This window comes from Prevotella sp. BV3P1 (assembly GCF_000479005.1).
GTDB lineage: Bacteria > Bacteroidota > Bacteroidia > Bacteroidales > Bacteroidaceae > Prevotella.
In genome coordinates this window covers 19,993-34,480 of record NZ_AWXC01000048.1, presented here as the reverse complement: position 1 = coordinate 34,480, position 14,488 = coordinate 19,993, and the positions used below count along the sequence as shown (strand labels likewise).

The 14,488-nt window shown below is 42.4% G+C and carries 9 protein-coding genes; all 9 read right to left on the bottom strand.

Features of this window, described 5'->3' with window-relative positions:
* Window positions 1-28 precede the first annotated feature (28 nt).
* A complete protein-coding gene (gene tig, locus HMPREF1254_RS08940) occupies window positions 29-1,384 on the bottom strand; it encodes a trigger factor (RefSeq protein WP_023058320.1) in 1,356 nt (451 codons plus the stop codon).
* 684 nt (window positions 1,385-2,068) lie between these two features.
* Window positions 2,069-2,827 (bottom strand): ABC transporter ATP-binding protein, encoded by a 759-nt coding sequence (locus tag HMPREF1254_RS08935; RefSeq protein ID WP_023058322.1) that lies wholly within the window; start codon window positions 2,825-2,827, stop codon window positions 2,069-2,071.
* A 30-nt stretch (window positions 2,828-2,857) separates the two neighbouring features.
* The gene (locus HMPREF1254_RS08930; protein WP_023058360.1) at window positions 2,858-3,610 is read right to left on the bottom strand and encodes an MlaE family ABC transporter permease; all 753 of its coding nucleotides are present in this window, start codon (window positions 3,608-3,610) and stop codon (window positions 2,858-2,860) included.
* Between the two features lie 369 nt (window positions 3,611-3,979).
* Window positions 3,980-5,143 carry an AraC family transcriptional regulator gene (locus HMPREF1254_RS08925; RefSeq protein ID WP_023058332.1) on the bottom strand — a complete coding sequence of 388 codons (1,164 nt, stop codon included), beginning with the start codon at window positions 5,141-5,143 and terminating at the stop codon, window positions 3,980-3,982.
* 11 nt (window positions 5,144-5,154) lie between these two features.
* Complete coding sequence (locus tag HMPREF1254_RS08920; protein ID WP_023058368.1) at window positions 5,155-7,713, bottom strand: glycoside hydrolase family 2 protein; 2,559 nt, start codon at window positions 7,711-7,713, stop codon at window positions 5,155-5,157.
* A 40-nt stretch (window positions 7,714-7,753) separates the two neighbouring features.
* Window positions 7,754-8,578, bottom strand: a complete 825-nt coding sequence (locus HMPREF1254_RS08915) for an ROK family protein (protein ID WP_023058328.1) — start codon at window positions 8,576-8,578, stop codon at window positions 7,754-7,756.
* Window positions 8,579-8,599: 21 nt separating this feature from the next.
* Complete coding sequence (locus tag HMPREF1254_RS08910) at window positions 8,600-9,424, bottom strand: hypothetical protein (RefSeq protein ID WP_036879654.1); 825 nt, start codon at window positions 9,422-9,424, stop codon at window positions 8,600-8,602.
* A gap of 25 nt (window positions 9,425-9,449) precedes the next feature.
* Window positions 9,450-11,129 (bottom strand): RagB/SusD family nutrient uptake outer membrane protein, encoded by a 1,680-nt coding sequence (locus HMPREF1254_RS08905; RefSeq protein WP_036879651.1) that lies wholly within the window; start codon window positions 11,127-11,129, stop codon window positions 9,450-9,452.
* A 58-nt stretch (window positions 11,130-11,187) separates the two neighbouring features.
* Entirely contained in the window at window positions 11,188-14,337 is a 3,150-nt protein-coding gene (locus HMPREF1254_RS08900) for a SusC/RagA family TonB-linked outer membrane protein (protein ID WP_023058319.1), read from the bottom strand.
* Between the last annotated feature and the right edge of the window lie 151 nt (window positions 14,338-14,488).

The following is a 14,488-nucleotide window of genomic DNA, read 5'->3' as shown; positions in this document are numbered from 1 at the left end:
TACAAGAAGTTTTTTAAGTGAAAAAACGTTATTTCTCTTCCATCATCTTCTGAAAGTCATCCAGTGAAATTTCTTTCTCATTCAATTTCACTGAATTTTTCAAGGCCTGTGTCAGCTTCGTGTCTACTGCACGATCGATGAAAGCATCTACGCTCTCTTGCTTTTTCAACAAATCGTTGACATAATTGTCGATATACTCATCGGGAACATTGCTCATACCATATTGAGCGAACTGGGCACGAGCGGCAGCACGCGCCACTTCTTTGACATCTTGGTCCTCTACCTTGATATCATGTGCTTTCACCAACTGCTCTTTAATCAGGTGCCAAGTGAGCTGCTTGAGGCTCTCGTCATAATTCTTTTCTACAAACGCCTCATCCTTATCGGGATTGTTTTTACGCATGATACGCTTCAACAGTTCGTCAGGATATTCCAGTTTTCCAACCTTCTTTTCAGCATAAGCACGGGTATCCAACAAGAATTTGTAGTCGCTCTCGCCCTCGAGTTGTGCTTTCAGTCCCTCGGCTATCTTCTCACGGAATTGTTTTTCATCCTTCACAGCGTCCTTGCCATAGATGTTGTCGAACAGTTCCTGATTCACTGCATGGTTTTGGAAACGACTGATTTCGGTGATTTGATAGCTGAAGTCGCCTTCATGGTCTTTCACCTGTTCTTTATCAATCTTCAAGAACGAAGCCAATTCTACATCGCTGGCGTAGGCCTTACGCGGATTAAAGGTGATGATGTCACCCAGTTTGGCACCATCAAACTTCTTCTTTTCTTCCTCCACCTTAATATAAGAGGGCATCAACACGGCAGCCTCAACCGTCAGACCACCTTCCTTGGTGTTGCCTTGCTCATCGAGCTCGCGCAGGTCACCCTTCAGCATGTCATTGCCTTCGAAAGTTTCTGCTTTGACATACTCGCCCATCCGAGCGGCAAACGAATCCACCTGCTGGTCAATCAGCTTGTCGTCAACCTGTATCTTGTAATAATCAATCTTGTTCTTGCCATTGAGTTCAATCTTGAATTCGGGCGCTACGGCGATATCAAACACAAAGGTATAAGGAGCATCCTTCTCAAGATCCACCGCGTCGTGCTTCTCAGATGCCAGAGGTTCGCCCAGCATCGGAATATTGTTCTCTTTGATATAATCGTAGACCTTCCTGCCCACCTGCTTATTGATGACGTCCATCTTAACGGCGGGGCCATACTGGCGCTTAATCATTCCCATCGGAACCTGTCCGGGACGGAAACCTGGCATGTTGGCCTTCTTACGATAATCTTTCAATGTCTTCTCGACATCCTCTTTGTAATCGGACTCTTCGACTGTCACGGTCAACTGACCATTGATCTTGTCGGGATTCTCAAATGAAATATTCATCTTTAAAGTTTTGATTTATGATTATTTTTGTTGTTTTCAAATGAATGGCAAAATTACGCATTTTTACCCTAATCTCCTAACTTCACTCTGAATTATTTGATTTTTTAACGCAATTGCGGCAAAATAATCAGCTATAAATCAGACTGTTATTAACTCATGGAGATTAGCACGCAAACTCATTGCTTTAACCGCCTTAACCCTTTGCATAAAGGGGCTAAAAGACATGCTTTAAGAAACCCACTTCTTAGCCTATATATGATTGCACCAAATGAAACTGCCAACAAGCCTATCGCAACAGCCGCAAATATGTTGCATCTACTTTTTTGCCCACAAGTAACTTTTTCGTGTTTTTTTGCTTAAAAGTTTGTATTATCCAATGATTGTTCATAACTTTGTAGCAACAGAATCCGCCACGCTTCCCATTTGAACAGCGAACCAGGGCGGGTCTTTTGCTTTTTATGAGTACATTAAGATCATACACTAAGCTGGCTCTCCCTATTTCAGAACAAATAGAACTACTAAAAAGTAGAGGCTTAAATATTGATGATTCATCCAAGGCTGCAAAATTTCTTGGAGAGGTTAGCTATTTTCGTTTTGTTCAATATCTCCGTCCAATGGAGGCAGACAAAACCACACACCAATTTAAGCCTAATACTGCAGAAACCTGCCAAATGCTGTTTATCCTCATTCGTTTTCGGCCTGCTTTACTTTCTTGAACAAATCGGAGGCGAAGACCAGACCGTTCAGCTTCTTGTTATCCGAATTCACCACATTATCCTTATTTCCCTCCCACTCCACGCGGCCATGATAGATGAAAGTGATATGCTCGCCAATCTCCATCACCGAGTTCATGTCGTGGGTGTTGATGATGGTGGTCATGCCAAACTCTTTGGTAATGCCCGACAGCAATTGGTCTATAATCAACGAGGTCTTTGGATCAAGCCCCGAGTTGGGTTCGTCACAGAAGAGATATTTGGGGTTCAGCACGATGGCGCGCGCGATGGCCACACGCTTCTGCATGCCGCCCGACAGCTCACCTGGAGCCTTGTCTTTCGCCTCCACCAGGTTCACGCGGTCCAGACATTCAAGTGCTCGCTTCACCCTGTCGCGATAGTTCTTCGTAGAAAACATATCCAATGGGAACATCACATTCTCGAGTACCGACATTGAGTCGAACAGGGCAGAATTTTGAAACACCATCCCCATTTCCCTACGCATCATCACCTGTTCTCGCTTTCTCATCGCCACAAAGTCACGCCCGTCATAAAGCACCTGCCCGCTGTCGGGCGTGAGCAGACCAACGATATTCTTCACCAAAACCGTCTTGCCCGAACCGCTCTGTCCAATGATCAGATTGGTTTTCCCATCCTCGAATCGGACGTTGATGTCGCGCAATACTTGTTTCTCGCCAAACGATTTATTTAAGTTTTTTACCTCTATCATAAACTCAACAACTCTGAAACTTTGAAAAACTCAACTCAGCAACGGAGTGAGGAACACGTCAGCAAACAACACCAACACAGAACTGCTCACCACGGCGTTCGTGGAAGCCTCGCCCACCTCAACCGAGCCTCCCTGTACCGAAAAGCCATAGAAAGAAGAAACGCTGGCAATGATGAACGCGAAGACGATGCTCTTGATGATACTCATCCATACAAACCATACGTTAAACGAATATTGTAAACCTGCCGTCAAGTCGTCTGGAGTGAGCACGCCACTATACGCCGTACCGTAAGCGCCAATGATACCGGCAACCGAGCTGAAGATTACCAGGAAGGGCATAATGGTAATCAATCCGGCTATCTTGGGAAGAATGAGGTAGCTGGCCGGATTCACACCCATGATATCAAGGGCATCAATCTGCTGGGTCGCCCGCATAGTACCCAATTCAGAAGCAATGTTAGACCCCACCTTTCCAGCCAGAATCAAGCACATGAACGCGCTGGCAAACTCCAATAAGAAGATTTCACGGGTAACATAACCCGTGGTCCACCGAGGCATCCACGGACTCTGTACGTTGACTTTCATCTGGATGCAGATGACAGCACCGATGAAAAACGATATCAACAACACGAGTGGTATCGAATCGACACCCAACTGACACATCTCCTTGACATAACGTTTGAAAAACATGCGCATGCGCTCGGGGCGCCTGAACGTGCGCCCCATCAGAATCAAGTACTCACCGAAAGTGGTCAGATATGTTATCAACAGCTTTATAATCATTCTTGATGCGAGTTTGAATACCTTTTGCAAAAGTAATTAAATTCATCTACATTCACCCATAAACCCTGTAGTTTTTCTCTCAAGCAGCCATTAATACTCCCGAGATTCGTCCTTATAGCCATCGCTGCTAATAAAATCAAAACGACAGTTTATACGCAGTCATATTCACTTATTATCCACAACTGCTTGGCTGATTCAAAATCAAAGTGAGATACGCCAAGCATGTGAAAGTGTTTTTGCAAGAAGATTTATAATCATTGATCACCACAGTTGCGTATATTCCGCATGTCGTTCATTTCATCCACGCCCTTTAATCCAAATTTTCTTCCTATAATTTGAGTTAAAAGCTAACAAATATTTTATGCATAATCATGTATGTTCACAACGATGCTTGTCTCTGTATTCAAGAGGAGTGATACCCATTCGTTTTTTAAACATACGCGCGACATTCTTGGCATCAGAAAGACCTGTTAATAATGCAAGTTCTGCAATTGGTGTATCTGTGGACACCAATTTGTGTTTCATGCGTTCAAAGCGTAAATCCAAAATATACTGATGGATGGAAGTTCCAGTTTCCGCTTTGAAAGTTTTCTCCAATAAGCGACGCGACATAGGAACAAGTTTGAGAAGGCGGTCCACCGAGAGATTATCTGCATAAAACTGATGTATAAATGATAAAACGGTTAAAATATGCTTGTTAGACGTCATAAATATGTCAGTTGACTGTCTTTCGATTACTGCCATATAATCCACCATGATATTGTCAACTCGCTTGTAATTATGATTTAACACATGGTCGATATACTGTGCAGTATTGTAACCTGCACGACGAACATCAAGACTTATACTCGATAGCAGAGGATATGTAAGCGTACATGTAATTTCATCATTATCAACACCTAAAACAGCAATTTCTGAAGGAACTTTGATCCTAAGTATCCGACAAACTTCAAGTATCACGCTAGCTCGTGTGTCATCGCAGGCTAGAATAGCCGTGGAGGAAGGTAATTTTCTCAGCCATTCAGCCAGCGGTTCCAAGTCATAATACCACAGATATTCAAGTGACTGCTTTATATAGATAGAAGGTGAATGGTATCCGTAAGACTTGATAGTATCAGAGAAACCTTTACAACGTTCTTGGCTCCATACCGCATTTGCATAGCCATAGAAAGCAAAACTTCTAAAGCCCTTTTTTATGAAGAACTCTGCAGCCAAATTGCCTTGGCCTATATAATCCCCCGTAATATTAGGTATGTTCTGGAATCGTTGAATAAAATCTTGTGCAAGTGCTATTATTCCATTTTCAGCAAAGACACTTACATCATCATTGTTATTAAACTGGCCGATGATGGCATCTGCTTTCCATTGTCTTGCCCACTGAAGCACTCCTTCAATACCATGCTCAACACGGTATGAAGGAGGCATACGACATATAACCCAGGGCTCGTGAGATTGGGAATAATCAAGTATTCCCCGTAATAATTCCGTGGCGTAGGTTTCTGTGAAATCTATAAGCAATATCAGACGAATCATGTAATGGTCTTCTATTTAATTTTTATCTCACTGATTCCAGCCAGATTCCACCCGTCAGCCTGTAACTTCAGGTCTTTGGTATCAACTCCTTTGGGGAGATTGCATCTTATATTCCTATTTTCACCTGGTTGCAAAGTGATGAAGTTGTCTGTGTAATATGCAGGATACACAAGATGCCCCTTCTGATCAGTAAGGGCAAGTCGTATGAGTAATGCAACCACTTTATTAGGATTATTCACACTAATATTGATACTTTTCCCTTCGACATTGTTACTTGATTCGGCTTTGAAGTTAAGCTTCACTCTTTCAAGTTTTGCAAGAGCGGAATAGTCAGCGTACCTTTTTATTGGAGTTGTTATCCAGTCGGTAGCTTCCCAATCATAAATATCCATTTGTTCTGCAAGAACATACTCGTTGGTGGAAATGATGTTGTGTTTAGCATCGGTGAGTTTCAAGAACAGAAAAGCGTTTTCCTTTATTTCTGGTGTATTAAATATGATTTCATGCTTCTGACCAGAAATAGAAATATCAGTATTTTGTTCATCGATCAGACTTCCGTCCAAAGAATATATTTTCATGGATGCATGAACATGTGCAGGAAGTATCGACTCATTGACAGCGATGATTTTTTTTGATGCGTAGTTATAAATCAACTGTATTGGAGAGTTACCTTTTTTCACCGAATAATATGACGCATTTGGCTGCCCGTAGTAATCGTATAGTTGCCAGTACAATCCTGGACGCGCAGAATTAAGCATCCATTGCACAATGCCCGTAGAGCGTGGAGTGTTCACACGAAAAGCTTCAAACATTGCCTTTGTACTCTCATAATTGGCTAAATCTGCCTTGTGTAAGAAATCGTCTAAGGTAGTTGGCGTACCATAACGCGAGGAAATGACTTTCTGTAGATGGTTAAGAGAATTCATGGAAGTTTGAGATGCCGTACAATGATATTCCCAAGTCTCGTTAATCGGCCATAGATTTTTGCCTATCATACGTTTGAGTGACTCTTTCTGTGGAATTTGTGCTCCAATGCCAGTTTCTGTATTAAAGCCAAACGCGCCGCCTGGAGCCTCCTGTGCATACCAATATGCCGGTCCAACATAGTCGTATGGTCCTTCCATTTTCATGCCTGCGGTTCCAGACAATTGGCTTTCTAATTTCTTTGCAGATGTGACTATCGAGCGAGAGGGATCAAATCTACGAAGTAGTCGCTGATAATTCTGTTCAAGTTTAGGTACAGGTATCTTGTCGCTCCCAACAAACCAGCAAATAATACTCGGATGGTTACGCAACCAAAGCAATTGGTCATGAAAATATTGTGTCATCAAACGTATGTCATTCTCCGATGTCATACATCCATATAAATCATCACAGGATTTTCCAAGGTATACTTCCCACTCCCAATGGCATGTCCAACCAGGAAGTACCATTATACCGAGAGAGTCACATCGATTGAATATATCTTGCGACTTTCCCCAAATATTTTCCATTCGTATTGCATTAAGATTCATGTCACATACTTTATAGAGTTGCTCTGCATTTGTCTCAGGCGTATCTCTCATAAAAATATCATCGGTCCATCCGCCTCCTCGAATAAGCACACGCTTACCATTGAGTGTAAATCCACGGTCGCCATCTGAGGTGAAATATTCTCCTACCTGACGGATGCCAAACTGGAAGGACTTAGAGTCTTGAATTTTCCCATTGGATAAGAACGTGAGGTCCATTTTATATAGTTCCGGGGTTCCTAAACCCCGGCACCACCACAACCTTGGATTTTTTATATGTAGTTGCTTTACCTGGTCAGGCGTAAGTGTCAACAGCCGTTGTTCGCCAGCATGTAGAGATATAGGATATGTAAACTCAACTTCTCCAAACGATGCATGTATTTCACCATGAACCTCGTGATCGGACAAATTGGTTATTTTAGTAGAAAATGTCAACCAAGCTTCGTCAAGCGTGGCCATGTTCACCTCACTGAACACTGCAGGACTTGTCAACATCACATCGCCACAGGTAACAATACTCACTGGCCGTATGATTCCCATACTTTCATCGGCTGGTCTTGGATTCCAGTCCACATATCCTGCATTGGGCTCGCCAGGCATAGCCCTATACACTTGAATCTGAAGATTGTTCTTCTCTTTCGCAACAGAAGTAATATCAAGTAGATGGCGACGATATGTGCCATACACAACTGAGGTGTCTGCAATTAGGCCCCCATTAAGTTTAATGTTTGCACGGTAACTGATTCCATCAAGCTTTAAGAAGACATGCCCCTTCCGATCATTTTCCGTGAGACTGAATGTATTGGAGTACGTCCAAGGCTTGTCAAACCGTGTGCGGTCTATCTGCTTATAGGCGGTTCCTTCAAGTATACCGTTGTATTCGCCATTGTCTGTCAATACACCCATAATGGTTGATGGCACAGTAGCTTTGTATCGACCCTGCAAGATCCATCCATTTTTTAACTCAAATATGCGAGCTGGCAAAGTCGTTACTCCAAGAAAGAAAAGTAGTGAGAACAATGCAATGTGTCGTTGTATATGTACTAATGTTCCTTTCATTGTCTATTGGTTTTATAGGTTATTCTTTTGCTTTTGAATTTTAAATAAGACTGGCAGCTCCTAACAGTGCCGCATCTTGTAATCTGGTGGGCCTGATTTGTAGAAGTTTTGTCGATTTCGGATATGGGAACGACTTAATCACTTCATTCATGGATTGCTCGAACAGAGAGAACGCTTGTGAAATGCCTCCGCCAAAATAAATCGCATCTGGATCGTAAGCAAACATCACCATCTTGACCATGTTTCCCATGTGGCAGCCAAACTCATGCCACTTTTCAATAGACTCGGCATCACCATTCTTTGCCAAACTGTAGAGCTGTAGAGCTGTTTTATGGCAGAAGCGAGAAAAGAACATGCTGCCACAATAATGTTCTACATCACTATCCAGATAAGGGAGTGAGCCTATCTCACCAGCGGCCCCATTTGCTCCTCTATACAATTTTCCATTTATGACAACGCCACAGCCAAGTCCTGTTCCCAGAGTAATCCCAACCATGTGCTTAAACTTGTTATCTTGTTCATGAAGTGAAACGCCTAATGCAAAACAGTTAGAATCATTTTCGACTGCAACCGGAACATTGTAACGCTTGTGCAGAATCTCCTTCAGTCTTACCTCTTTCCACGAAGGTATGTTCGCCGTATTATATACAATGCCACTCTCGCTGTCGACTACTGATGGTATGCCAGCTCCTAAGGACTCTATATTCTCATCAAAGAGTTTGTCAATGATTCCACATAATGCATCTACCACGTCTTGTACAGAGCCGTCTGCAGGACATTGCACTTGCTCTTTTTTTAAAATGCTGTGCTTACTTACAAGGGCAGCACGTAGATTCGTGCCACCCACATCTAATCCTATTTTCATTTATTCAAATATTTCTATTTATCATTTGACGCATAACATCCAGAAAGTGGCATCAGACCATGCCGCTGCATCTGGCGCGTTATAGCATAACACCAATTCGTCGTCAGTAAGTTTAAGTATTTCAAACGTGGTGATTTTGTTGTTAGGATCATAAAAGGCATGTCCCGAAAGCATTGTGACTCCAGTAAGCGTAAGCTGACCTATTGACCATTGCTCTCCATTGTCAGGGTTATTCTTTGTGGCTGTCATGTCAAAAGAGAACTTTCCTTTCTCAAGTATCTTGCCATTTGCATCAACTTTAGTAACATTGGCTCCGCCATTTAAGTCAAACACAAGAGAACAGTTCCTGTCTTCCAACTCACTGAGCGGCTTCACGTCCCATGAAGGATTATCCTGCGTAAGCCAGCCACCAGTGCCATAGACCGCCTGGTCCGTATTGTCAAAATTCCACGTCCAAGTTTTACCTTTTGTTCCATTTCCCGCAAACGAAGTCCATTCTTTCTGGATGGGATGATCTATCTGATTGATGTGAACAGACCGCTCAGTTTCTACCTGTCCACCATCGCACATACCTATGAATTTCACCTTAACATCACCAATGTATGGCATGATTATGGTGTCACATTGACGTGTAGACAACCCTATGCCTGTATCCCAATAGGCGGCCGTGCGTGAAGTGTTGTTTCTTAGGACTATGGCATTACTTCCTTCTTTGATGTTAGTTACTTCAATGTCAAGCTGTTCTGGTGACAATATCGCCCCCATAGGTTTGTCATCAATCAACGGGTCGCATGCTGCTAACGAAATGGCAATCGTTAATGTAGCAAATATACAGAATCTTTTCATGATAAAAACAGTTTTTGTAAAGTGATTATGGTTTTAAGCTCTCAGTACCCCAGCCTGGGTTTTGCAGAAGAACTCCGTTAGAGAGGTCTATCTGTGTTTTGGGCAATGGAAGTACACCCTTTGTTGCCTGAATACGTGCCTTTATTCCAGTAAAGTTCATCTTCTCATCTACAAGATTATTCTTAACTTTTACATTGTTTTGTTTTGCGTCCAGGACATCCCCTGCGATATTCCAACGTAACAAATCCCAATATCTTAATCCTTCGAACGCAAGTTCCCAATGCCGCTCATTGCGCAGATTCTCATCCGAATATGCGACATCGGCAAGCCCTGCACGATGACGAACGCGGTTCAGGGGTACAGCATCTTGCTTAAGTTCTGCCTGCATGAGTAAAACATCGGCAAATCGAAGCACATAGATGTCTTGCATGTTGTTGAGCTGGTAGTCGGGGTCTAACGAAGGATACATCTTCATATAGAAGTTAACACTGCTTCCGTCGTCATCAATACAATTGAACGCTGCATATTTCTTTTGCCAGTATCCTGTTTCGTTCATCTGCTTATCATTGCCCCAAACGTAATCTGGCATTTCTTTGTTCACACTCATAATCGAAGCATCACGACGCAAATCGTTTGTAGGCCAATCAGAATAGGTCCTTGAATTGACTGTACCAATGCCCCAGCCCAATCCATATGGGAAATTGCTCATCATATCGGCTCCCTCACGTGGAGTCATAAACAGGCACACTCTGTTTGAACGATACGCAGATCCATCGTTCCATGAAGCCTGCGTTGAGTATTTGATGGAAAATATGCTCTCGATGTTATTTCCAGATTCTCCAATCCAATGCAAGTTGTTGTCTTTCGCAAATGAATAATTTTTTGTTGTATACTCATTTGCATATGGCCAAAGACTACGGAAATCTGCAACAAGTCCATAGCCACTGTTTTCCACACAATCATCGATGTACTTTATCACATCTTCTCTTGTTAATGTACCTTTAATAAGCGGCATGCTCTTTTCACTGTAATATCCCGTATAGAACAGAAATACGCGTGCAAGCATACCCTCCGCAGCCCAATGGTTGGCGCGGCCGAGTTTCGATACATCTGATGGACTATAGGGCGTTGCTGGCAAACACTCAATAGCTGTCTTCAGATCAGTTCCAATCTGAGCATAGAGATCTTCTTTTTTGGCTCTGGGCAAGTTCTCGGCTTTTGTTGAGACTATTAGTGGAACTGTTCCAAACATCTGGCATAATTGAAAATAGAAGTAGGCCCTCAGGAAAGACGCCTCTCCACGCGCTTGCTGTTTAATATCTTCACTGACATTGATTGCATTCAATTTCTCAAGAAGGAAGTTTGCTCTAAAAATTCCGCTATAGTTTTGCTTCCATGGATCGGCAAACATATTTTCGTCTGACTTAAGTAGAAAATCTATAGCAGCTATACGGCGGTCATCAGGTCCTCCTCCACCAAACCGATCATCAGAGAGGACCTCAGAAGTGATAAAGAAACACTGACCTTCTTCACCGCCTGTTGTTTTGCGTAACTCATCATAAATAGATACTACGGCTGATTCAATATCAGCTTCTGTCTGTGGAAAATTTGAGCTGTCCTTTTTCGTGAGGTTTTCAGTATCAAGAAATCCTTCACAACTAGAGATTAAGGGTATGCAGCTTATGAACAACAATATTTTTTTCATCTGTATAGGTAATTTAAGACTTTTAATTTTAGAATTAGAAAGTAGCATGTTAAAGTTATCAGAACTTGACATTAAGACCAACCATGATGGTGCGGGGACTGGGATACGACCCAATGTCTACACCCATCACCCAAGATTCGTATCCACCATAGCCTACTTCCGGATCCATTCCAGAATAACCTGTAATTGTAAAAAGATTTTCGAAGGCAAGGTAGACACGAAGCTGTTCTAAAGGCAAATTCTTAAACCAGCTCTTAAAATCATATCCGAAGGTGATATTCTGTAAGCGCAGATAATCTCCATCTTCCATATATAGGTCTGATACAAACTGCCAGTTAGTAGATGTACCAGTAGTTAACCTAGGCAGTCGGTTTGACGTGCCAGGTCCGTGCCAGCGACCAAAAATTTCTGATGTATAGTTTTGTCTGGCATAATCGACAAATGAGCGATATGATTTCATGATTTGTTGCCCAAAGGCTCCATGCAGAGTTGCACTGAAATCGAAACCTTTATACGATGCTGTAAGACCGAGTCCTATCGTCACATCAGGATGTGGGTTACCAATCATTCCCTGATCATGTTCATCTATGACGCCATCCTCATTTCTGTCTACCCAAATAACATCTCCAGGCCGAGTTCCTTCAAGTTTCGCTCCGTGGTAAGCTTTGATTTGCTCCTCGGTTTGGAATATCCCCGCTGTGCTAAAACCATAGAAATATCCTATCGGATAACCCACTTGTGCTCGGTATATTTCAGTGGTCTGGTTGCTCAGTACGTCATTGGCTCCATGAATAATTCCTTCTGAATTGGCTATCCTCGTGACCTCATTCTTATTATATGCCATATTCCAACTCGCTCCATATTTTAATTTACCCAAATTGTCATTCCAATTCAGAGCAAGCTCAACGCCACTGTTGCGAACGTCGCCACCATTTATATAAGGAGCTCCGGTGCCATAACTATCGAGAATAGGAGCTACCACGAGCCAATCTACAGTGGTTTTTATGTAGTAATCGAAGATTAGTGCAAGTCGGTTATTAAAGAGATGAGCATCTAAGCCCAGATTCAGCTGCTCGGAAGTCTCCCATGTTAGATTCTCATTAGCCAGAATGTCAGGATAGGCTCCTTTGCGAATAGCACTCTTATCAGGACCGAAAACATAATCAGAACCAGCGAAAGAGATCGTTGAAAGGTATTGGAAAGCTGGGATTTCCTGATTGCCATTTTGTCCCCAACTGGCTCGTAATTTTAGATAATCCATCCATCCCCGTACTGGTCTCATCCACGGTTCTTCTGTTATAATCCATCCTGCTGATATTGAAGGAAAGAACCCCCATCTGTGCCCACGTGCAAAATTAGAAGAGCCGTCAACTCGAGCTACTGCAGTAGCCATATATTTGCCATTGAAGTCATAATTGATACGACCGAAGAATGACGCCAACTGACTATTACCCCATGGAGCTCCTGCCAAGATTGTGCGTCCCGTTACTACAGGAGTATTGTTTAGATAGGCATGTTTGTAATCTGGGAATATAGAATTAAAGTTGGTGCCACTGATTGATTCGCCCATGTTGTTCTTCTCAATCGATTGACCAAGAAGAGCATCTATGGTATGCAATTTTATTTTCGTGTTATAGTTCAGCGTATTTTCCCAAAGAATAGACGTTCCAATACTTGCTCCTTGGGTCACTTGGCTTTCTGAGGCAAAATTATTACTTGCTAGTTTATAAACTGGGACAAAGCTGCGATTGCTGTTCGCATTAAATTTGTACCCGAAATTGGTCTTTATGCGAAGACCTTTGACAGGTTCTAACTGTGCATATAGATTTGCTTGCAGCCAGTGTGATTTGGAAACGTTTTGCCCTCCTACATAATCCATCAAACCGATAGGGTTTGGCTCTCGAGACTCCCAAGGAATAGCATAATGGTATGAGGAGCCATCCTTATCTAAATTGGGAAGGAATGGGCTTGTATGTAAAAGATTGCGAATGTCATTACTCCACATATCACCGATTCGGATGCCACTGCGCTCTGAATAGGAGTAGGTAAGGTTTTCTCCAACTTTTAATATATTGAGCTTTCCCGATACAATAAGGTTATGGTCGGAATTTAGACGCACATTGTAGCGGTCATATTTTGGAGAAACTGGCTTGCCAATGATTCCGTTTTGCTCTGTATATGAAAGGCCGAGTGAATATGTAGACAAATCACTGCCACCTATGATATTAATTCCATGGTTTGTCACCAATGCGTTTTTATTTCTTGCTTCGTCCATCCAATTTGTTCCATTCCATTCATTATTTTTTATCATGGACCAATCAGGAACGAGTGCTTGATAATCAAAATCAGAAAGCCCGTCCATATAGCGTGCCTCACTCATAATTTTAGCATATTCTTGTGCGTTAAGAAGATCAGGCTGTCTGTATACATTCTGCCATCCAATATAACCATCATAAGTTACCTGTGGCTTACCCTTAAGTCCTTGCTTGGTAGTTACAAGGATAACGCCATTAGCAGCACGACTTCCATAAATAGCAGCAGAAGCAGCATCCTTGAGTACATCAATAGATTCTATATCACCTGGATTGAGCGCATTGATATCGCCGCCCGTAACACCATCAATGATATAAAGCGGTTCAGAAGATCCTGTAGTACCCAATCCGCGAATGGTCACTTTAAAACCTTCACCAGGCATGCCCGAACTGGAAACAATATTAACACCTGGTGATTGGCTCTGTAGTGCGCCAAGAGCATTGACAGTGTTTAGCTTTGCTATATCGTCACCTTTCACCTGGACTGTAGCGCCGGTAACAAGTTTTTTCTTTTGAACTCCATAACCTACTACCATCACTTCGTCCAAAGAGTGGGTATCTGGTTTCATGAATAATTTTACAGGATTGTTCTCCTGCACTTCGATGGTGGCCGTCTGAAATCCAACATAACTAAATTTCAATCTTGCAGGAAGTGCGGTCTTTAACACAAAGTTCCCATCAATATCGGTCACGGCTCCTGCAGAAGCCCCCTCCACATGGACACTAACCCCAGTGAGCGGCTCCTTGTCGTCAGCACTAAAAACAGTTCCACGAATGGGAATAATTTGCTGTGCACCTAAGGGAATGTACCACAACAGCAAAAATACACATAGACTCAGAATGCGCCCAAACTGTATGGAACACGAGTCATTTGTTTGATTCATTTTTATTGCCATAATTTTATAATTTAGATAAGGTTAATATTTAATTGTTTTTTGCAAAATTAGGCAATATTTTTATCCAATGGATTCTTTTTTGCGTATAAGAATCTTGTTTTTGCGCATATAAGTACTTACTGATGTCAAATTTGCAAGACTTTCTAAGGGT

Coding starts and splice junctions, on each gene's coding strand:
- HMPREF1254_RS08930 (WP_023058360.1), bottom strand. CDS start 3,610: ATGATTATAAAGCTGTTGATAACATATCTGACCACTTTCGGTGAGTAC.
- tig (WP_023058320.1), bottom strand. CDS start 1,384: ATGAATATTTCATTTGAGAATCCCGACAAGATCAATGGTCAGTTGACC.
- HMPREF1254_RS08935 (WP_023058322.1), bottom strand. CDS start 2,827: ATGATAGAGGTAAAAAACTTAAATAAATCGTTTGGCGAGAAACAAGTA.
- HMPREF1254_RS08915 (WP_023058328.1), bottom strand. CDS start 8,578: ATGAAAATAGGATTAGATGTGGGTGGCACGAATCTACGTGCTGCCCTT.
- HMPREF1254_RS08910 (WP_036879654.1), bottom strand. CDS start 9,424: ATGAAAAGATTCTGTATATTTGCTACATTAACGATTGCCATTTCGTTA.
- HMPREF1254_RS08905 (WP_036879651.1), bottom strand. CDS start 11,129: ATGAAAAAAATATTGTTGTTCATAAGCTGCATACCCTTAATCTCTAGT.
- HMPREF1254_RS08900 (WP_023058319.1), bottom strand. CDS start 14,337: ATGGCAATAAAAATGAATCAAACAAATGACTCGTGTTCCATACAGTTT.
- HMPREF1254_RS08920 (WP_023058368.1), bottom strand. CDS start 7,713: ATGAAAGGAACATTAGTACATATACAACGACACATTGCATTGTTCTCA.
- HMPREF1254_RS08925 (WP_023058332.1), bottom strand. CDS start 5,143: ATGATTCGTCTGATATTGCTTATAGATTTCACAGAAACCTACGCCACG.